At 72.9% G+C, this 19,247-nt stretch carries 17 protein-coding genes; 12 read left to right on the top strand and 5 right to left on the bottom strand.

Annotation, left to right across the window (positions count from 1 at the left end; all coding sequences use genetic code 11):
* Positions 1 to 20 precede the first annotated feature (20 nt).
* Positions 21 to 413, bottom strand: a complete 393-nt coding sequence (locus tag ABZX11_RS26875) for an STAS domain-containing protein (protein WP_354917801.1) — start codon at positions 411 to 413, stop codon at positions 21 to 23.
* A 309-nt stretch (positions 414 to 722) separates the two neighbouring features.
* On the opposite strand from ABZX11_RS26875, the gene ABZX11_RS26870 reads away from it, so the two are divergent.
* Positions 723 to 3,290, top strand: a complete 2,568-nt coding sequence (locus tag ABZX11_RS26870; RefSeq protein WP_354917798.1) for a hypothetical protein — start codon at positions 723 to 725, stop codon at positions 3,288 to 3,290.
* Here the strand turns inward: ABZX11_RS26870 and ABZX11_RS26865 are convergent.
* Entirely contained in the window at positions 3,287 to 4,732 is a 1,446-nt protein-coding gene (locus ABZX11_RS26865; protein ID WP_354917795.1) for a phenylacetate--CoA ligase family protein, read from the bottom strand. The genes ABZX11_RS26870 and ABZX11_RS26865 overlap by 4 nt on opposite strands.
* 28 nt (positions 4,733 to 4,760) lie before the next feature.
* Here ABZX11_RS26865 and ABZX11_RS26860 point away from each other — a divergent pair, with 28 nt between their 5' ends.
* The 9 genes from ABZX11_RS26860 (at position 4,761) to ABZX11_RS26820 (ending at position 13,695) form a co-directional block, all read left to right on the top strand.
* Positions 4,761 to 5,240 carry a MarR family transcriptional regulator gene (locus ABZX11_RS26860; RefSeq protein ID WP_176177563.1) on the top strand — a complete coding sequence of 160 codons (480 nt, stop codon included), beginning with the start codon at positions 4,761 to 4,763 and terminating at the stop codon, positions 5,238 to 5,240.
* A 191-nt stretch (positions 5,241 to 5,431) separates the two neighbouring features.
* On the top strand, positions 5,432 to 6,556 hold the full coding sequence (locus ABZX11_RS26855; protein WP_354917792.1) for a hypothetical protein: 1,125 nt from the start codon (positions 5,432 to 5,434) through the stop codon (positions 6,554 to 6,556).
* A gap of 102 nt (positions 6,557 to 6,658) precedes the next feature.
* On the top strand, positions 6,659 to 6,964 hold the full coding sequence (locus ABZX11_RS26850) for a DUF1883 domain-containing protein (RefSeq protein ID WP_176177565.1): 306 nt from the start codon (positions 6,659 to 6,661) through the stop codon (positions 6,962 to 6,964).
* 78 nt (positions 6,965 to 7,042) lie between these two features.
* The gene (locus tag ABZX11_RS26845) at positions 7,043 to 7,519 is read left to right on the top strand and encodes an MSMEG_6728 family protein (protein ID WP_176177566.1); all 477 of its coding nucleotides are present in this window, start codon (positions 7,043 to 7,045) and stop codon (positions 7,517 to 7,519) included.
* Between the two features lie 396 nt (positions 7,520 to 7,915).
* Complete coding sequence (locus ABZX11_RS26840; RefSeq protein WP_354917788.1) at positions 7,916 to 10,489, top strand: DUF5127 domain-containing protein; 2,574 nt, start codon at positions 7,916 to 7,918, stop codon at positions 10,487 to 10,489.
* A gap of 24 nt (positions 10,490 to 10,513) precedes the next feature.
* Entirely contained in the window at positions 10,514 to 11,662 is a 1,149-nt protein-coding gene (locus tag ABZX11_RS26835) for a type III PLP-dependent enzyme (protein ID WP_354917785.1), read from the top strand.
* Positions 11,655 to 12,014: an adenosylmethionine decarboxylase gene (gene speD, locus ABZX11_RS26830; RefSeq protein ID WP_176177569.1), complete on the top strand. Its 360-nt coding sequence runs from the start codon at positions 11,655 to 11,657 to the stop codon at positions 12,012 to 12,014. Before ABZX11_RS26835 ends, speD begins: the two co-directional genes overlap by 8 nt.
* Positions 12,014 to 12,886 carry a spermidine synthase gene (locus tag ABZX11_RS26825; protein WP_354917782.1) on the top strand — a complete coding sequence of 291 codons (873 nt, stop codon included), beginning with the start codon at positions 12,014 to 12,016 and terminating at the stop codon, positions 12,884 to 12,886. The genes speD and ABZX11_RS26825 overlap by 1 nt, the downstream gene beginning before the upstream one ends.
* Before the next feature lie 182 nt (positions 12,887 to 13,068).
* Entirely contained in the window at positions 13,069 to 13,695 is a 627-nt protein-coding gene (locus ABZX11_RS26820) for a DUF4360 domain-containing protein (RefSeq protein ID WP_354917779.1), read from the top strand.
* Positions 13,696 to 13,961: 266 nt separating this feature from the next.
* Here ABZX11_RS26820 and ABZX11_RS26815 read toward each other — a convergent pair whose 3' ends face one another.
* Positions 13,962 to 14,396 (bottom strand): MarR family transcriptional regulator, encoded by a 435-nt coding sequence (locus ABZX11_RS26815; RefSeq protein WP_354917776.1) that lies wholly within the window; start codon positions 14,394 to 14,396, stop codon positions 13,962 to 13,964.
* Positions 14,397 to 14,486: 90 nt separating this feature from the next.
* Here ABZX11_RS26815 and ABZX11_RS26810 point away from each other — a divergent pair, with 90 nt between their 5' ends.
* Positions 14,487 to 16,550 carry an MMPL family transporter gene (locus tag ABZX11_RS26810; RefSeq protein ID WP_354917773.1) on the top strand — a complete coding sequence of 688 codons (2,064 nt, stop codon included), beginning with the start codon at positions 14,487 to 14,489 and terminating at the stop codon, positions 16,548 to 16,550.
* A 4-nt stretch (positions 16,551 to 16,554) separates the two neighbouring features.
* Here the strand turns inward: ABZX11_RS26810 and ABZX11_RS26805 are convergent, their stop codons facing one another.
* The gene (locus ABZX11_RS26805; RefSeq protein ID WP_354917770.1) at positions 16,555 to 17,274 is read right to left on the bottom strand and encodes a sugar isomerase domain-containing protein; all 720 of its coding nucleotides are present in this window, start codon (positions 17,272 to 17,274) and stop codon (positions 16,555 to 16,557) included.
* 240 nt (positions 17,275 to 17,514) lie between these two features.
* A complete protein-coding gene (locus ABZX11_RS26800) occupies positions 17,515 to 18,537 on the bottom strand; it encodes an aldo/keto reductase (protein ID WP_354917767.1) in 1,023 nt (340 codons plus the stop codon).
* Positions 18,538 to 18,652: 115 nt separating this feature from the next.
* On the opposite strand from ABZX11_RS26800, the gene ABZX11_RS26795 reads away from it, so the two are divergent.
* Complete coding sequence (locus ABZX11_RS26795) at positions 18,653 to 19,222, top strand: TetR/AcrR family transcriptional regulator (RefSeq protein ID WP_354917764.1); 570 nt, start codon at positions 18,653 to 18,655, stop codon at positions 19,220 to 19,222.
* Positions 19,223 to 19,247: the final 25 nt, after the last annotated feature.

The following is a 19,247-nucleotide window of genomic DNA, read 5'->3' as shown; positions in this document are numbered from 1 at the left end:
GGCTGCTCGCAGGTGAGCGGTCAGGGCACCGGCCGGACGTCGGCGACGCAGTCGAAGTCGGACGGCAGCAGGGTGAACAGCCGCTGCACCGCGCGGGACCCGCCGGCGTCCACGGTCAGGCGCGCCCCGGCCGAGTCGGCGAGCAGCTGGGCGCGCAGCAGCGAGTTCAGCCCCGCGACCGAGAAGAACGTGACCCCGGCGAGGTCGATGACGAGGGCGTCGAGGTGGGCGGGGACGCGCTCCTGCAGGACCTTGTCGAGGCGGCGTGCGGTGTTGAGGTCGACCTCGCCGACCACCTCGACGAGCAGGGTGCGGGGGCCGGGGGTGAGCACGCGCACGGACATGTGCCCGCCGGCGTCGAGCCAGTCGGTGGTGGCGAGCCGGGGGTCGGCCGAGCGCGGTTCCGGAACCATCGCGGCACCCTTTCGTCAGGCAGCGGGAGCGAACCGGACGTCTCGGGACGGGTGCGGCAAACCGGCCCGGGCGCGGAACGTCCGGCGGCGGCTGACGGCTCAACCGTGCCCCGCCAGCATAGTGCATCTGCACTACCCGGACCCATCGGGAGTGACCAGGTGGCGCGGGAACCGGTGAAAAATGCACCACGGATCGTGAAGGAGACGGCTCGGCCCGGCGGGCACTCCCGGTGATCGCCGAGCCCGCGGATAACGGGCCGTAACGAAATGCACCCTCTCGGCGAGTAACCTGACACCAGGGGGTGATCGATGGTGCACGGGCGCCGGCTCGGTGGCTTCGACCAGGCGGAACTGCCCGCGGCTCACCGGATCCGGTGGTGGCTGGCGGCGGTGACGGCCGGGCTCGTCGGGGCTGGCTTCGCCGTCGTGCCCTACCTGCCGTTCTTCCAGGCGTGGACGTTCGTGCGGGACCCGAAGGTCGCCACCGTGATCACCTGGACCGTGCTGCAGACGTCCGTGGTGCTCGTCTCCGCCGTCCTGACGCTGTACTTCGTCGGCCGGGCGCGGCTGGAGGCCGCGGCCTACCGGGCCAACCAGATCGACATCCGGGTGTTCGTCGACGAACGGCCCGAAGGCAGCCACGACCGCGAGGTCGACTCCGCCGTCGAGCTGACCGCCACCTTCAAGCGGTTCCTCAACGACTCCCGGCTCTACACCCCGACGCCGGTCCCCGGCGCCGGCAGCTCCTACGACTTCCTCCAGATCGTCGAGCACGCCGGCGACGCCGCGGAGGGCTGGTGGAAGGCGGTCACCAAGGTGATCCGGCTGGCCCAGCCGCCCGCCGCGTTCACCGTCACCGGCACCGTCCGGCCCGGCAACACCCCGGGCCGGCACCAGCTGATCCTGGAACTTGTGCGCGTCCCGCGGTTCGCCGCGAGCCCGCTGGTGATCGAAGACGCGAACTGGCCGCGTGTGCTGCACCGGGCGGCGAACGCGGTGGCCGCGCTGGTCATCCCGCGCAGCGCCTACGTCCGCTCGAACATCCACTGGGCCGCCTGGCGCGGCGCGAAGATCCCGTACGAGCTCTTCGACGCCTACCAGCGCGCCAACCACTTCATCGCCTACCGCCGCTACGACGAGGCCCTCGCGGAGTACTACCGCGCGGTCAGCCTCGACCCGGCGAACGTCTACATCAGACTCGAGATCGCCGCCCTGCAGGAACAGCTCGACCTGCACCTGGACGCGCTCGCCACCTACGACGACGTCATCACCGTCTGCAGCCGGGGCCACGCGCGGCTGGCCCGCTGGTGGATCGGCCCGGACTTCGCCCGCCAGCCGCGCCACGCCGGCCGCGGCCGCGACGTCGCCCTGCTCATCGCCCGCTACCGGCACGCGCTGGTGCTCGGCCACGGCGACTCCGTGGCCGGGTCCTGGTGGGTGCGGCGGACCACCGCGGGCGTCCCCGGCGACGCGCGGGCACAGCGCCGCGCGGAGCTGCGGGCGGCGATCGAGCTGCGGTTCCGCCGGTACGTCGACCTCGACGTCCGGACGCGCCCGTACGCGATCCCGCGCGAGAAGCGGCTCGAGCTGCACCGGCGGGTGCTCAAGGTGCCGGTCGAAGAGCTGCTGGTCAGCGAGGCGACCACGGCGCAGCTGGCCGAGTACAACCAGCGGGCCGCGGAGATGCGGTCGTACTTCTGCGCGCTGTCGCAGTACGAGATCGAGCGGCTCGTCGAGGACTACCGCCGGTTCACCCGCCGCTGGCGGCGCAGCTGGCGGCAGCTGACCAACCGCGCCCTCGACCTGTCCCTGGTCTGGTCGGTGCTGCGGCGCGCGATGGCCGACGTCGAGCCGGTCACCGGCGCGGTGCCCGAGCCGCAGCCCGCCTACCCCGGCAGCCGCGTCCGGCTGGCCGACGTCTGCCCGGACCGGCGCTGGCCGCCGGACCCGCAGGCGCTCGACGACACCGTCGAAGCCGCCGGACCGCGCCGCTCGTGGGAGGAGTGCTACAACGCCGCGAGCGTGTACGCGGTCGCGATGCTCGAAGTCGGCCCGCGCGGCGAGCGAGACCTGCGCGACCGCGCGCGCAACCCGCGTCTGCTGGGCGAAGCGCGGGACGAGGTGGCCCGCCGCGCGGTCCGCGAGCTCTACCACGCGGCGACGATCAGCCACAGCGGGCGGCTGCCGGAGCGCCGCTCGTGGGTGATGGGGGAGGACCCGGACCTCGCGGCGCTGCGCGGCCACGAGCTGTTCCGCGGGTTCGAGATGGTGACGTTCTCCCCGGACCGGGCGGCGCCGCTGCGGCCGCAGCGCGCGCACGTCTGGGAGCAGGTCGGCTACGTCCGGCGGCTGGTCGCCGAGATCGCGGGCTGCCGGGCGCACTTCTGGCGCGGCCGCGCCCTCGACGAGGGACCGCGCCCGGACGGCCGCACGCTCGACCGCTGGCGCTCGGCCGACCGCGACGCCTGGCGCAAGCTGGCGAACCTGGCGGCGGGCAAGCAGGACTGGTACACGCGCTACCAGGCGATCTGCGCGTTCCGCGAGTGGGCGGCCGAGTGCGGCTACCCGGGCTCGATCGCCGGATTCCCGTTGTACTGCGAGGAAAGCCTGCACGCCCAGCTGCGCGGGGCGGCCGGCCCCCGCGCCAGGACCGACCTCGACGCGAACATCGTGGTCCGCGAGTACGTCCGGCTGTGCGACCGCCGCCTGGACCACCTGCTGGCGGACGTGGCCGAACTCGAGCAGACCCCGGTGGACGATTTCGCGGCCCGCGCGGAACTGTGGGCGGCCCTGTGTTCCTGGTTCGACGACGACATCGCCGACGGTTCGTCGGCCGACGAGCGCCGGGAACGGTTCCGCAAGCTCGCGCGGCCCTAGCTCGGCCGCGTGTAGCGGTGCTTGACCCCGACCGGAAAGTACTCGGGGTCGCCCGCCGGCCGCAGGACGATCTCCGGCAGCTGCCGCTCGGCCGGGACGTAGTGGGCGAACTCGCTGTTCAACCGCACGAGCTGGGTGCGCACCGCCTCCGCGATGCGGCCGGCGTCGGCGGTGGCGCCCGGGGCCGTCTCCACGGTCACGCGCAGGCGGCGGTCGCGGTCGGCGTCCTCGACCGACTCGACGACGAACTTGCCCGTCACCGTGTCGCTGATGCCGGGCTGCTCCAGGCCGACGGTCACGTTCTCCGGGTAGACGTTCGCGCCGAAGAACGAGACCGTGAACAGCGAGCGGCCGAACACGTACACGAACGGCAGGTCGGGACCCGGTGGCGGGGTGAAGCCGTGCCGGGCGCAGAACGCGAGCAGCTCCGCGTGCGGCAGGAGCCCGCCGTCGTCGGCGATGTGGTAGCGGATGAGCGGGATGCCGCCGTCGCCGCTGAAGACCAGGGTGCCTTCGTGCACCTCGAAGAAGCGGCTCGCCGGGTCGTACTGCACCAGCGTCGGCAGCCGCGCGTCGCCGAAGAGCTCGCGCGCCAGCTCCGGGTGGCCGGCGAGGAACCGGCGGATGCCCGCCGACAGCGGCGTTTCGGTGCCGAGCACGCCGGCGTCGGCGGTGCCGTACAACGACGCGACGTGGCGGACCGGGTCGGCGATCCCGGCCCGCCGGGCCACCAGCTCCCGCCACTGCTCGCTGAACACCTCGCCGGCGAGCACGAGCTTGATCGCGTACGCGGGCCAGTCGACACCCGCGGCCAGGCCCGTGTCGACGACGTCCTTGACGAACGGCGGGTAGCCCAGCAGCACCACCTGCTCGAAGTGCGGCGCGAGCTCGGGCAGCACCCGCAGGATCTCGGCCTTGTTGTTGCCCGGCGCGACCACGGTGATCGGGCACCCCTTGGCGGCGAGGTGCCGCACGCACGCCGTGGTGAACAGCCCGCCGACCCAGGTGCCGAGCGGGAAGCAGACGACGGCGAGGGTGCTGCGCCGGTCGGCCTCGAAGGCGCCGGCCAGGACGGTCTCGAACCGCCGGGCGACGTGCAGCTCGTCTTCGAGGGCCCGCGGCCAGATCGTCGGGTGGCCGCTGGAGCCGGAGGAGACGGCGATCATGTCGTTGCCCGCGAAGGTGCCGCCGCGGCACAGCTCCGGCAGCGGGTACTTGCGGTGGTAACCGGCCTTGTCGGTGAGCGGCAGCGCCCGGAAGTCCGCGATGGACTGGACGGCCGCGGGCTCGATGCCGTGTTCCCGAAGGAACTTCCGGTACGCGGGAACGGTTTCCGCGGTGCGGTGGAAGAGCTCGAGGACGGGGTTGCCGTCCGGCGGTTCCGCGGTGCCGAAGAAGGTGTCGAACGCCTGCCGCACGCGGAGCTGCCGACCGAGGTCCATGATCGGAGCATAGCGGCGCCCGCGTGCCATGATGGGCGCCGTGAGCACCTCGGCCCAGGAGCAGCCCGCCGGCGCGCCGCTGACCCTTTACCTGGTCAAGCGGCTGGAGCTGGTGATCAGGGCGCTGCTCGACGACGCCCTGCGGCCGCTCGGGCTCACCACGCTGCAGTACACGGCGCTGAGCGTCCTGGAGGCCAGCGGCGCGTTGTCGTCGGCGCAGCTGGCCCGCCGGTCGTTCCTGCGACCGCAGACGATGCACGAAATGGTGCTGGCGCTGGAGAAACGTGGCCTGATCGCGCGCACGCCGAAGGCGGGCAACAAGCGCGTCCTGCTGGCCGGCCTCACCGACGCGGGCCGCGAGCTGCTCGCGGGGTGCGCACCGGCGGTCGCGGAGCTGGAGAACGCGCTGCTGGCCGACTTGAGCCCGGGCCAGCGGGCGACGTTCCGCGAGGGCCTCCAGCACGGAGTCACGGCGTTGGGCGCCCTCTCGGGCCGGCGGGAAGCCTGATTTCCGCGGAGGTACGGCGGAGGGGACACCTGGTCGATCGCTCTCGGCCGAGTGGAGCCGCAGGTCCGGCGCGCTGAGCGGGAACCGCTAGGCCGGACGAGTGGAAGCGCCGGACGGGCCGTTGCGGGGGTGTGGCAGCAGGCGTTGGAGGGTACGTCCCAGTCCTGTTCTCACCGTGGAGGTTCGCCGAAGTGACCGGGGCTCGCGAGGTGGGCGGCGCGTCCGTCGCCGCCCGCAGGCTGCTGGTGCTGGCGGGCGCGGTGGCCGGCCTGTGGCTGGTGTTCTGGTTGACGTCGGACCGTGCCGATGCGGCGGCGGTGGTCTCCGGAGCCGGCGATGCCGTGGCGGGTGCGGTGGGGTCGGATTCGCTAGTGCCGCACGCCGTCGGGCGGGTGGTTGCGGCGGGGAGCCGGGGCGTCGCCACGACGGCGAAGGCGGCCGCCTTGCCTGTCGCGACGAGCTCGGGGGCGGCGGCCGGGGGCGCGCCCTCTGCCGGGCCGAGGGCGCGGGTGGTGGCCTCACCCGTCACCACGGGCGCCACGGTTGTCGCCGGGACGGCGGGGCGCGCCGTGGGTGCGGCTGTTTCGTCTGCGCCGGTGGCCGGCGCCGTCGGGACCGTGGGTGAAGCCGCCCGTACCGTGGCGCCGATTGCGCGGGGCGTGGGCGCTGCCGTCTCGCCGATCAGCGGGTCCGAGCTCGTGGCGCCGGTGTCGCGGGTCGTTGCCGGTGGTGCGCGTCCCCTCGTTCCCGTTCTCGCGCCCGCCACCGCTGTCGCGAAGTCGCTGCTTTCCCCGGTGACCGGGGCGGCCGCCCCGGTCCTCGAACCGATCGTCTCCGCTCTGCCGAGTGACCTGGCCAAGCCGGTCACCTCGCCCGTCGTGAACGAGCCCACCGGCAAGACCGTGCCGCCCGTCGGCGCGCCCGGGGCCGTCGAACCACCCACGTCCGGCTCCGTCGTCCGCGAAGTGATCGTGCCCGGCCGACCCGCGGCGATCAGCGCCCCACCGGATCAGGCTCGCCGGTCCGTCCTGGCGCCGGCGAAGGCCGCCCAGCGAGCGCGCCCCTGTGCCGCGCGCGTCGTCGTCAAGCCGCACCGGAGCGCAGCGAGCTACGACAGCACCCACCGTCCCGGGAACTCCCCGGCGCACCCAAGCTCGCCCGTGCCCTCCTCCGAGGCCACCGCCGCCGGCGCCGGGATCCCGCTCGGCTTCCTGACCGGCGGCCCGGCCCCGCACCGCTTCCGCGCGTCCCCCGGGGCGCACGGGGATTTCGTGCCGCTGTGGCGGCCGTGCAAACCGGGCACCGGACCCGGCTAGCCGCTTCCCGATCTTCCGTCCGTCGTGTGCTCCGCGGCGCGATCCGCGCTGCCCGCGACCGCCGAATCCGACCGGAAAACCCCAGCGTGGAAGAGGGACGAAATGGAAGCGAGCGTGTTCGACCTCGGGAAGGTGCGAAGAGACGCGGTGGTCACTGTCCGCCTGGACGCGATGGCCAACGTGCGGCTGCTGACCGCGGTCAACTTCCAGGCCTACCGGCGCCGGCAGTACTACCGGATGCACGGCGGAGTGGCCACCGCACCGATGTTCAAGATCCACATCCCGGCCAACGCCCACTGGTTCCTGGTCATCGACGTCGAGGGCCTCGAAGCCCGGCCCCTGCGTCCGCGGGTGAGCGTCGAACCGGAAGCGGCCGTCGCGGCGCGGGGCCGCAGCGGCTCGCGGTGACCCTCCTCCGGCGGCCCCGCGACCGGGGCCGCCGGACCTTCGGCGCATCGGCGGCCGGATGCGGGGTACCCGGACCGGATGCAGACGTTCCTGCCGTGCGCCGGCTTCACCGCCAGCGCCCGCACGCTCGACCGCCGCCGCCTGGGAAAGCAGCGCGTGGAGGCGCTCCAGGTCCTCCGCGCGCTGGTGATCCCCGGCTACGGCTGGCGCCACCACCCGGCGGCGAAGATGTGGACGGGCTACGAGGAAGCGCTGACCCGCTACGGCCTCGAGGTCTGCGCGGTGTGGTGCGAACTGGGCGCGGCGGACACGTGCGCGGCGAAACTGGGGGAGGAGTTCACCCGATCGGTGAGCAGCACGGGGATCCGCAGCCAGCAGGAGCTGACGGAGGCGGGTGACGTGCCACCGTGGCTGGGCGACGAAGCGCTCCACCGCAGCCACCAGTCGGCGTTGGTGCGGAAGGACCCGGAGCACTACGGGACGCGGTTCCCGGGGGTACCGCCGGACCTGCCGTACGTGTGGCCGCTGTCGGACCGGCCGAGCCGCACGGCCTGATCGGGCGCGCGCCTGCCCGCACGGGCTTGGCCGGTCGGGGACGCACCCGCGCGGCGGGCCGCTGCGCCTCGCCGGGCCTGCTCGCTCGGTTGCCGCGCTCGGTGGGGCGGGCGGCCGGGCCCGCGTAAGGCTCCGCCGGTTTCGAGCGACCGTGTGGCGCGCCCGCGCGTTGGGCTCTGCGCCCGACCGAGCTCGCCCGGACCGAGCCGCATTCCCCGGAGCGGCCGCCGTGCCTGGCCGGGGTCGCCTCCGCCGGGTCCGAAATGCGTACCGGACCTGCGGTTCCACTGGTCCGCACCCCACTCCGCCCCCCGACCTTCGGCGTATTTACAACGTTGTACCAACGATGTAAATCTGTTTCCCGCCCGGCTCGTACGCCGTTGGAAGGGGCCACCGATGTCCTCCCGAAAAACAACCAGAACCCGAATCCCCGGCCAAGACCACCTCATCCGCCGCGAACTCCTCCGGCTCGCCGGTGGCACCGCCGCCGCCGTCGCGGCCGCGCTCTGGCTGCCCGAAACCGCCACCGCCGCTCCCACCGCCGCCGCCGGGAGCTTCACCCCCATCCGGCCGCCCGCCACCCCCTTGATCGTCCGCTCGCCCTACCTCTCCACCTGGCAGCCCGCCGACAACCTCGCCGGCACCTGGTCCAGCTTCTGGACCGGCCACATCACCGCCCTGTGCGGGCTCGCCGGCATCGACGGCACCCCCTACCTCTTCGCGGGCGCGCCCGGCAGCCCCGCCGCGACCCCGATGTCGCAGCTCAGCCTGCAGGTCACCGGCACGCGCTCGACCTACGTCCTCACCGGCGGCGGGGTGAACCTCACCGTCACCTTCTTCTCGCCGGTCGACCCGGCGAACCTGCAGCGCCAGTGCGTCCCGTTCGGGTACGTCACCATCCAGGCCGCCAGCGCCGACGGCCGGGCACACGCCGTCGACCTGCACTTCGACACCTCCGCCGAGTGGGTGCACGGGAACACCGCCACCCCCGTCACCTGGACTCAGCAGCAGACCGGCGGCTACACGCTGCTCAGCTGCACCCCGGCCAGTCCCGGCGTGCTGCAGGAAAACGGCGACCAGGCCGGCTGGGGCTCGCTCGTGCTGGCCGCGCCCACCTCCGGCGTCACCTGGCAGATCGGGCAGGACACCGTCGTGCGCGGGGCCTCGGCGAGCCAGGGCACCCTGAACAACACCAGCGACACCGCCCAGCCGCGCGCGATCAGCGACCGGTGGCCGGTGCTGGCCTTCAACAAGAACCTCGGCACCGTCCCGGCCGGCGGCACGTCGGCCTCGTTCACGCTCTCGGTCGGGCACGTCCGCACGCCCGCCGTCCGCTACCTCGGCACGGAACTGCGTCCCTGGTGGACGCACTACTGGGGCAGCTGGCAGGACATGGCGTTGTGGTTCGCCAACGACTACGCCGCCGCACTGAGCGCCGCCGCTGCGATCGACCAGCGGCTGCACGACGAAGCCGTCGCCGCGGCCGGGGGCGGGAGCACCGGCGAGCACTACGCCGGGATCTGCGCGCTCGCCCTCCGCCAGGCCTTCGGCGGCACCGAGCTGGTCGACCGGAACGGGGCGCCGTGGGCGTTCCTCAAGGAGATCTCCTCCAACGGCAACATGTCCACAGTGGACGTCATCTACCCCGCGTTCCCCGGCTACCTGCACCTGTCGCCCGCGTACCTGCGGCTGCTGCTGGAGCCGCTGCTCGACTACGCCGAGCGCGGCGGCTGGCCGATGGCCTTCGCCGAGCACGACCTCGGCACCCACTACCCGGACGCCACCGGGCACAACGACGGCAACGAAGAAAGCATGCCGGTCGAGGAGTCGGCCAACCTGCTGATCATGGCGGCCGCGCTGGTGCAGCGGCTCCCCGCGGCGGAGGCGACCGCCTTCGCGAACACCCACTACCGGATCCTGCGGCAGTGGGCCGAATACCTGGTCGCCAACACCCTCGACCCCAGTTTCCAGAACCAGACCGACGACTTCACCGGCTTCATCGCCCACAGCGCGAACCTCGCGCTGAAGGGGATCATCGGCGTCGGCGCGATGGGCGTCATCGCCGCCGCCGTCGGCAACGCCGCCGACGCCCAGCGGTACCGCTCGACGTCCCGCGCCTACGTCAGCCAGTGGGTGACGCTCGCCGAGGACGGCAGCCACCTGCGCCTCGCCTACGACCAGCCGGGCACCTGGAGCCTGAAGTACAACGGCTTCGCCGACCGCGTGCTCGGCCTCGACCTGGTCCCGCTCGGCGTCGCCGCCCAGGAGGCCGCCTGGTACCAGGGCCGGGCCGGCGCCCACGGCGTCCTGCTCGACCCGCGCAACAACTACACGAAAGCCGACTGGGAACTGTGGACCGCGGCCTGGCTCGCCGACCGGCCGGACATCCGCACCACCCTGGTCGAAGGCGTCTACAGCTACGCGAACACCACACCGCAGCGGGTGCCGTTCAGCGACTGGTACGTCGTCGCCGACGCCACCCAGCGCGGCTTCCAGGCCCGTCCGGTGGCCGGCGGCTACCTGGCGCTGCTGACCGGCCCGGCCGCCTCGACGACCGTGTGGCGGAAGCTGCAGAACCAGCGTTCGGGCAAGGTCCTCGCCGTCTCGGAGATGGCGCTGGCCGACTCCGCCGAGGTGACGCAGTGGTCGGACAACGGCACCGCCGACCACCTCTGGGCCGTGGTGGACAACGGCGACGGCACGGTCCGGATCGTCAACCGCAACAGCGGCAAGGTCCTCGCCGTGCACGACCAGAGCCTCGACAACGGCGCCCACGTCCAGCAGTACCGCGACAACGGCACCCCCGACCACAACTGGCGGATCGTCGACGCCGGCGGTGGCTGGTCGAAGCTGGTCAACGTGCGCAGCGGCAAGGTGATGGCGGTCGACCAGCAGTCCACCGCGGACGGAGCCCAGGTGACCCAGTGGGACGACAACGGCACCCCGGACCACCTGTGGCGGTTCGTCTGACACCGGTTTGCGACACTGGCGCCCGTGTGCGCCGACTTCACCCGGATCCGCCGGTTCCTCGCCGAGCGCGAGCCGCCGACGCCGTGCCTGGTCGTCGACACCGACGTGGTCGCGGCCCGGGCGGCCGAGTTCGGTGCGGCGTTCCCCGGCGCGCTGATCCGGTACGCGGTCAAGGCCAACCCGGCGCCACCGGTGCTCGACGCGCTGGTGGCGGCCGGGATCGGCTTCGACGTCGCCGGGCCTGCCGAGCTCGCACTGTGCCTCGGCCGCGGCGCCGACCCGGCCGAGATCGCCTACGGCAACCCGATCAAGAAGCCGCGGGACATCGCCTTCGCCTTCGAGCGCGGGGTCCGGGAGTTCACTTCGGACGCTCCCGCCGACGTCGACCACTTGGCCCGGTACGCGCCGGGCTCGGCGGTGTCGATCCGCGTCCTGCTCGACGCGCCGGACTCGGCGACGCCGTTCGGCCGGAAGTTCGGCTGCGCCCCGGCCGAAGCCCTCGACCTGGTGCTGCGCGCGGCCGCACACGGGCTGCGGCCCGGTATCGCCTTCCACGTCGGCTCGCAGCAGCCGGACGTCACCGCCTGGGAGATCGGCATCGCGACGGCGGCGAAGCTGTTCGGCGAAGCCGCGGCGCACGGGGTCGGGATGACCCGGCTCAACCTCGGTGGCGGCTTCCCGACCACGCACCGCACGGCCGTCCCGTCACTGGCCGCGTACGCGGCGGCGATCGCGGCGGCCCTCGACACGTCCTTCCCGTCCGGGCGGCCGGAGCTGCTGCTCGAGCCCGGCCGGGTGCTCGTCGCGGACGCCGGCCTGCTGCGGACCGAGGTCGTGCTGGTCGCGCAGCGGGACGACCGGCGCTGGGTGTACCTCGACATCGGCCGCTACAACGGCCTCGCCGAGGCCGAGAACGAGGCCATCGCCTACCGGTTCGAACCCGTGGACACCCGCGGCGGTCCGGACGGCCCGGTGGTGCTGGCCGGCCCGACCTGCGACGGCGACGACGTGCTCTACCAGCGGACGCCGTACCGGCTGCCGCTGGCGCTGCGCAGCGGCGACCGGCTGGACGTGCCGGGCACCGGGGCCTACACCGCCAGCTACGCGTCCGTGGGGTTCAACGGGATCGAGCCGCTGCGCACCCACTGCCTCGGGAGGTGGGGCGATGCCTGACGTCGGCCGGTTCACCGGACGGCACGTGCTCGCCGAGCTGCACGGCGTCGACCCGGTCCTGCTCGACGACCCGGTGCGGCTCGGGGAGCTGCTGCGGGCCGCGGTGACCGAGGCGGGCGCGACCGTCCTCGACGTCGTGGCCCAGCGGTTCGCGCCCCAGGGCGCCACGGTCATCGCGCTGCTGGCCGAGTCGCACGCGTCCGTGCACACCTACCCGGAGCACGGGTCGCTCTTCGCCGACGTGTTCACCTGCGGGGAACGCGCCGATCCCGAGCACGCCCTGCGGCTGCTGGCCAAGTCGCTGCACGCCGCGCCCGTCCACCTGTCGGTCCTCCACCGGGGAGAACGCTGATGCCCCTGATCCACGAACCGGTCGGCGACGGCCTCACCCGCGTCTGGGAGGTCGGCGCCGTGCTCTGCCACGAGCGCACGCCGTACCAGGAGCTGCTGATCGGGACGACCGCGCAGGGCGTTTCGCTGTTCTGCGACGGCGAACGCCAGAGCACCGAGGCGAGCCAGCTGGTGTACCACGAAGCCCTGATGGTGCCCGCGCTCCTGCTGGCCGAGCGGGTGCGGCGGGTGCTCGTCGTCGGGTCCAGCGAAGGGGTGGCGAGCCGGCTCGCCGTCGCCGCGGGTGCCGAACTGGTCGACCACGTGGACATCGACGCCGACGCCGTGCGGGCCTGCGCCGAGCACCTGCCCTACGGCTACACCCCGGCGGAGCTGGCGCGGGCCGAGCGCGGCGAGGGGCCGATCCGGGTGTCCTATGCGGACGGCTGGGCCTTCCTCGCCGCGGCCGGGACGCGGGGCGAGCGCTACGACGTGGTCGTGATCGACCTGCCGGACGAGAACACCGATCCGGACGCGCAGCACAACCGCTTGTACGGCAAGGACTTCCTCGCCCGCTGCGCGCGCCTGCTGGCGCCGGGCGGGGTGGTGACCTCCCAGGCCGGCTGCCCGACGCTGTGGCGCAACGAGACGCTGCGCGCGTCCTGGCGGCGGTTCCGCGAGGTGTTCGGCACGGTGCTGTACTTCGGCTCCGACGAGCACGAGTGGGCGTTCCTGTCCGGCCGCGTGGACGTGGTCGGGGACCCGGGCGCGCTGGTGGCGCGGCGGTTCGCGGAGCGGGGGAGCCCGGCGGCCACGCTGGACGCCGAAGCCCTGCTCGGCGGCTGCACCCCGCCGCGTTCGCTCCGCGCCGGTGGTCCGGACCGGCGGTCTTGACCTTCGATTCCGCGAATATCGAGCCCCGGGAAACGTGAATTGGCGGGAAATGGATTTCCCGTGCGCTCCGCTGTCGTGTTACTCCGTTCAGTGGCCGTCGAAAAGGTTGCGATCGCGCTACGATCCTCTCCGCGCGCGATCATCACCACCACTCGGCACCGTGGCCCATTTGGAGGAGCGTCATGCTCGGTATGTCGGTCGTAGGCGCAATGATTCTGTCCACCCTCGTCGCCCCCGTCGATTCTCCGGCGGCCTCGGTGCCGTCCGAAAGAATTACGCTCGACATCAAGACGATCAACGGCTCGGGCTGCCCGGCCGGCACGGCCACCGCCTCGGCCGACGTCGCCTCCGACAACACCTCGTTCACGGTGCACTACACGAACTTCACCGCGCGGGCCGGTGGTGGCGCGCCCGCGCTCGACGCCCGTAAGAACTGCCAGATCAACGTGCTCGTCCATGTGCCACAAGGGTTCACGTATGCGATCGCGGAGGTGGACTACCGCGGCTTCGCCCACCTCGAGAGCGGGGCGAGTGCGCTCGAGCAAGCCAACTACTACTTCACCGGGACGGCGCCGACCGCCCGGGTGCGGCACACCTTCCCCGGCCCGTTCCACGGCGTATGGCGGGCCAGCGACGTCACCGAGGTGGCCGAGCTGGTCTTCGCACCGTGCGGCGAGAGCCGCAACCTGAACATCAATGCGGAACTGCGGGCCGACGCCGGTTCGTCGGCGGGCTCCAGTTTCATCGAAATGGATTCCGAACACGCGAGCGTGGACACGATTTACCACTTCGCGTGGAAGACCTGCTGAATTCGGCCGGTCATTGTCGCGGCGCCCGCTCACCGGAACCCCTCGCCGGTGAGCGGGTTTTACCGTGCCCGCCGGATCGGGGTTTCCGTTGAACGCGGTTCACCCCGATGTGTTCAGCTCCGTACTGCCCGACGCTCGGTTTCCGGGCCGGGCACGACGCCGCATCGTCGTTCGAACCGCTCCATCAGGACGGTAGCGATCAGGAGGGCCACTGGGGTGCTCACCGCGATCCACATGTAGGGAGATTTACCCACCGGCGCGCGCTCTCAACCGTCCGCCGACAGCCGGGTGATCAGGTCCAGCAGGCCGGCCCGGAACGCGTCGTCGTCACCCAGGCCGCCGAGCAGGGCGGGTTCGGCGCGCACCGCCTGCTCGTGCACCTCCCGGCCGCGCGGGGTCAGCCGGGTCAGCTGGCGGCGGCCGTCGGCCGGGTCCGCGGCCCGGCTGACGAACCCCGCCTTGGCCAGCCGGTCGAGCGTGCGGCTCATCGTCTGGTCGGTGACCTGGCAGCGCTGGGCCAGCGTCCGCTGGGGGAGCGGCCCGTCGCGCAGGGTGTGCAGCGCGATGAGACCCGCGTGGGTGAGGCCCATGCCGTCGAGCACGGCCACCCAGCGTTGCTCCACCAGCCGCGCGGCCACGGCCAGCAGCCGTCCGGTCGGCCAGGTGCCCAGATCGGGCTCGGGGCTCGAGCTCACCGTCACTGTGCTCACCATCACTCAGGAGTCGTCGTGCAGAATGTTCAGCTTGCTGAACAATTGGGCGTGTTCGCGCTCGAAAGGACCTTAGCGACCATGAACGACTCCCCGCGCCGCCTCCGCTGGTTGATCCCGGCCCTCCTGGTGATCGCCTGGCTGGGCCTCGGCGGGTTCGGCGGCCCGTTCGCGGGCAAGCTCAGCGAGGTCGCGAAGAACGACAACGCGGCCTTCCTGCCGCGCTCGGCCGAGGCCACCGAGGTCTCCGACGAGCAGAAGGCGTTCAGCCCGCGCCAGGTGCTGCCCGCCACCGTCGTCGCCGAGCGCACCAGCGGCCTGACCGCCGAAGACCGGCGGTTCCTCGAGGCCAAGGCCCAGGAACTGGGCCGCGTGCCCGGGGTGGCCGGCCCGCTGGGCAAGCCGGAGCCTGCCCCGCGGGACGACCAGGCCGCGCAGCTGGCGGTGCCGATCTTCGCCGACGGCAACCCCGCGGACGTCGTCAAGGAGGTCCGGGCGCAGCTCGGCGGCGCGCCCGCCGGGCTCACCGTGCTCGTCACCGGGCCTGCCGGGCAGATCGCCGACCTGGTCAAGGCGTTCGGCGGGATCGACGGCATCCTGCTGCTCGTCGCCGGCGGCGTGGTCGCGCTCATCCTGGTGGCCGTCTACCGCAGCCCGCTGCTGCCGTTCCTGGTGCTGCTGTCGGCGGTGTTCGCGCTCGGCCTGGCCAGCCTGGTCGTCTACCTGCTGGCGAAGCACGACGTGCTCGCGCTCAACGGCCAGAGCCAGGGCATCCTGTCGATCCTCGTCTTCGGCGCCGCGACCGACTACGCGCTGCTGCTGGTGGCGCGGTTCCGTGAGCAGCTGCGTGACACGCCGAGCCGGTTCGACGCCCTGAAACTCGCTTGGCGCGCGACGCTCGAGCCGATCGCGGCTTCGGCGGGCACCGTGGTGCTCGGCGTGCTGTGCCTGCTGTTCAGCAACCTCAACTCGAACAAGGGCCTCGGCCCGGTGGCGGCAATCGGCATCGGGGCCGCGCTGCTGGCGTCCACCACGTTCCTGCCGGCCGCGCTGGCCCTGTGCGGGCGCGGGGCGTTCTGGCCGTTCAAGCCGGCACTGGGCTCGCCGCACCCGGAGACGTCCGGGATCTGGGGCCGGGTGGCGCGCCTGGTCGGCCGCCGCCCGCGCGCGGTCTGGGTGGTGACGGCGCTGGTGCTCGGTGTCGGGGTCGCGTTCCTGCCGCAGCTCAAGGCGTCCGGGACCGCGCAGTCGGACGTGTTCCTGACCCCGGTCGAATCCGGGACCGGGCAGGAGATCCTCGGCCGCCACTTCCCGGGCGGCCTGGGCGCACCGGCGATCACGATCGCCGACGCGGGCGCGCTGCCCGCGGTGCTCAAGGCGGCCGCCATCGACGGAGTCGCGCAGTCGTTCCCCTTGCCGGGTCCTGACGGCCGCCCCAAGGTGGTCGGCGGGCGCGTCGAGATCCTGTCGGTCCTGACCGACCCGGCGGATTCCGAGGCGGCGGTCGCGACGGTGGGCCGCCTGCGCGACGCGGTGCACGCGGTCCCGCAGGCGAACGCCAAGGTGGGCGGCCCGACGGCGATCCAGCTGGACACGCAGCAGACGTCGAAGCGCGACCGGGCGCTGATCATCCCGATCGTGCTGCTGGTGATCTTCCTGGTCCTGGCGTTGCTGCTGCGGTCACTGCTGGCGCCGCTGCTGCTGATCGCGACCGTGGTCCTCTCGTTCGCGGCGACGATGGGCGTGTCGGCGCTGGTGTTCAACCACCTCCTGGACTTCCCGGGTGCGGACCCGGTGGTGCCGCTGTTCGGGTTCGTCTTCCTGGTCGCGCTGGGGATCGACTACAACATCTTCCTGATGACCCGGGTCCGGGAGGAAGCACTGAGCAGGGGAACGCGGGCCGGGACGCTGCGCGGGCTGTCCCTGACCGGCGGGGTGATCACGTCGGCGGGCGTCGTGCTGGCCGCGACGTTCTCGGCGCTGGCGGTGATCCCGATCCTGTTCCTGGCGCAGATCGCCTTCATCGTCGCGTTCGGCGTGCTGCTGGACACGCTGCTGGTGCGGTCCCTGCTGGTCCCGGCCCTGACGATCGACGTCGGGCGGCGCATCTGGTGGCCGTCGAAGCTGGCCCGCCTCGACGGGTGAGGCGCTACAGCATCGGCACCAGGGCGCGGTACCGGTCGAGGAAGCCTTCGTTGGCGGTGTCGCCGCCGGGGAGGTTCGAGCTCTGCCAGAGGGGGACCGGGACGGCACCGGCCAGCGTGGTCAGCCGGACGAGCAGCAGGTTCCACAGGTAGGTGGCGCAGAGGGTGGACAGCGCGCCGGTGGTGCCGCCGGCCGTGGGGACCACGGCGTCGCCGGGCGGGATGGCGGTGTCGAGCACGGCATCGGCCAGCTCGCCGAGCTTGGCGAAGGAGCGCGCGGGCGCGCTGTCCATGTGCGGCCGCGAGCAGAAGGCGACGACGTAGGCCTCCCGCTTCCGCAGTTCGGCGGCGACCTCGACGGGGAAGGCGTTGACGCCCGAGTTGGAGAAGACGACCCCGACGTCGCCGGGCTGCACCCGCGCCTGGGCGACGAGGGTCGCGGCGAGCCCGGGCACGCGTTCGAGCTGGGTGCTGGCCTGCGCACCGTGCAGCGGCAGCAGGCCGGGGTGGAACAGCGGCCGCACGCAGGCGAGGCCGCCGGCGCGGTAGAAGGTCTCCAGCACGGCAGCGAGGCCGTGGCCCGCGGCCGCGGTGTGCACCAGCCGGCCGGCGCGGACGGCGTCGAGGAGCCGGGCCGCCACCGCGTCGAGGGTGGCGGCGTTGCGGTCTTCGACCAGGCGGAGGTGCTCGCGCACCGCGGTACCGAAGTCGGCGGAAAAGTCCACGGGGTCTCCTTGCTGGGGGACGTCTCCTATGGTCTAGACCATTGCGGGGTCGGTTGTCTTTGCGCTGTGGCGCGTGTCACCTCCGGGCCGCTGGACTTGGTCGTCGCGGCGAGCCGGGGGCGGCCTGGATCGTCGACGCTGCCCCGAGGGAATGTGGCCGACCCCGGCACACCGCGAGGCGGTCGGAGCCGCCGGCCGGCGGCCGAGCGCGGGCGGGCTGATCCGGCCGTCTGCCGCAATCTAGGCCGCGGCGCGCTCGGCGAGTGGACGGCGGCGCAGGCCCGGGTCGTGCACGGCCGGCGGCTGGTAGTTCTGGTCGAGTGCCCCGACGTTGGTCCCCGGCGGCACGATCTCGTCGATGCGGTCGAGGACGTCGTCGGTGAGCCGGACCTCGATGCCCGCCAACAGGTCGTCCAGCTGCGGCATGGTCCGCGGACCGAGCAGTGCGCTCGTGACTCCCGGGTGGGCGATGACGAACGCCATCGCGAGGTGGGTCATCGGCAGGCCCGCTTCGGCGGCCAGCGGGACGAGCTGCTCGACGACGTCGAGCCGGCGTTCGTCGGTGAGGTGCTTGAGCAGGTGGGCGCGGCGCAGGTCGTTCCGCTCGCCCTTGCGGACGCGCCCGGTGAGCAGCCCCTGGCCGAGCGGGCCCCAGATCAGCGTGCCCATGCCGAAGCGCTGGGCCAGCGGCAGCACTTCGCGTTCGACGCCGCGGTTGAGCAGGGAGTAGGCCGCCTGCTCGGCGCGGAAGCGCGCCAGCCCGCGCCGCTCGGCGGTCCACTGGGCCTCGACGATGTCGGACGCCAGGCTCTGGGACGTGCCGATCGCGCGGATCTTGCCGGCACCGAGCAGATCGGTCAGCGCGGAAAGCGTTTCCTCGATGTCCGTCTCGGGATCGGTGCGGTGCAGCTGGTAGAGGTCGATGTGGTCGACCTGTAGGCGCCGCAACGATTTTTCGACGGCGGTGGTGATCCAGCGGCGGGACGCGCCTTGGTGGTGGGGGTCGTCGCCGACCTGGCGGCCGAACTTGGTGGCGAGCACGACGTCGTCGCGGCGGCCCCGCAGCGCTTTGCCGACGACCTCTTCGGAGTCGCCGTAGGCGTCGGCCGTGTCGAGGAAGTTGATGCCCGCGTCGAGTGCCTTGTGGATCATGCGGGCGGAGTCGTCCGGGTCGGGATTGCCGAAGGACGTCGCGAACATCATCGCGCCGAGTGCGTACGGGCTGACCTTGATCCCGGTCCGGCCGAGGGTGCGGTACTGCATGGGTTCTCTCCTGACGGGTGCCGGCCGGCGCGGATGGCGTACGCTGGCCGTAAGTGGAAACCTATTCCGGAACTATACGGAAAGGCTTTCCGGTTAGGCAACCGAGAGGGGCGAAGTGACCCAGGAGACCCGACGGCGGCGCGCCGACGCCCAGCGCAACGTCGAGGCCTTGCTCGAGGCGGCGCGCACGGTCTTCGGCACCTCCGGCGTGGACGCGCCGGCCAAGGAGATCACCGACCTCGCCGGTGTCGGCGTCGGCACGCTGTACCGGCACTTCCCGCAGCGCTCGGACCTGGTCAAGGCCGTCGTGAAGACCGGGATCGACGCCGTCGCCGACGCCGGGTCCGAGCTGAGCGCCGCCCACCCGCCGGTGCGGGCGCTTTCGCTCTGGATCGACCGGTTCGTCGAGCTCCTCGAGACGAAGCGCGGGCTCGCCTCGGCCCTGCACTCGGGCGATCCGGCGTTCGAAGGGCTGCCCGGCTACTTCATGGAGCGCCTGGGCCCCACACTCACCGCCCTGCTCGACGCGGCGGCCGCCGACGGCGCGATCCGCGGCGACCTCGGTGCGGAGGACCTCCTGCACGCGATCGCGTTGCTGTGCCGGCCCGTACCCGGCCGCGAGCCGGGCCACGGCAGGCGCCTGGTCGCCGTCCTCGTCGACGGCCTCCGCTACGGCGCCGGCTGACGGGACGGCCGTGCCACCAGCCGGG

The sequence above is a fragment of the Amycolatopsis sp. NPDC004169 genome (assembly GCF_040610315.1).
Classification (GTDB): Bacteria; Actinomycetota; Actinomycetes; order Mycobacteriales; family Pseudonocardiaceae; genus Amycolatopsis.
Note: the sequence above shows the minus strand (reverse complement) of the source record. Positions and strands in the feature narration are given on the sequence as shown.

Bases quoted from the DNA above. Each gene is read 5' to 3' on its own strand.
- ABZX11_RS26875 (WP_354917801.1), bottom strand. From the start codon at position 413: ATGGTTCCGGAACCGCGCTCGGCCGACCCCCGGCTCGCCACCACCGAC.
- ABZX11_RS26870 (WP_354917798.1), top strand. From the start codon at position 723: ATGGTGCACGGGCGCCGGCTCGGTGGCTTCGACCAGGCGGAACTGCCC.
- ABZX11_RS26865 (WP_354917795.1), bottom strand. From the start codon at position 4,732: ATGGACCTCGGTCGGCAGCTCCGCGTGCGGCAGGCGTTCGACACCTTC.
- ABZX11_RS26860 (WP_176177563.1), top strand. From the start codon at position 4,761: ATGATGGGCGCCGTGAGCACCTCGGCCCAGGAGCAGCCCGCCGGCGCG.
- ABZX11_RS26850 (WP_176177565.1), top strand. From the start codon at position 6,659: ATGGAAGCGAGCGTGTTCGACCTCGGGAAGGTGCGAAGAGACGCGGTG.
- ABZX11_RS26845 (WP_176177566.1), top strand. From the start codon at position 7,043: ATGCAGACGTTCCTGCCGTGCGCCGGCTTCACCGCCAGCGCCCGCACG.
- ABZX11_RS26840 (WP_354917788.1), top strand. From the start codon at position 7,916: ATGTCCTCCCGAAAAACAACCAGAACCCGAATCCCCGGCCAAGACCAC.
- speD (WP_176177569.1), top strand. From the start codon at position 11,655: ATGCCTGACGTCGGCCGGTTCACCGGACGGCACGTGCTCGCCGAGCTG.
- ABZX11_RS26825 (WP_354917782.1), top strand. From the start codon at position 12,014: ATGCCCCTGATCCACGAACCGGTCGGCGACGGCCTCACCCGCGTCTGG.
- ABZX11_RS26820 (WP_354917779.1), top strand. From the start codon at position 13,069: ATGCTCGGTATGTCGGTCGTAGGCGCAATGATTCTGTCCACCCTCGTC.
- ABZX11_RS26810 (WP_354917773.1), top strand. From the start codon at position 14,487: ATGAACGACTCCCCGCGCCGCCTCCGCTGGTTGATCCCGGCCCTCCTG.
- ABZX11_RS26800 (WP_354917767.1), bottom strand. From the start codon at position 18,537: ATGCAGTACCGCACCCTCGGCCGGACCGGGATCAAGGTCAGCCCGTAC.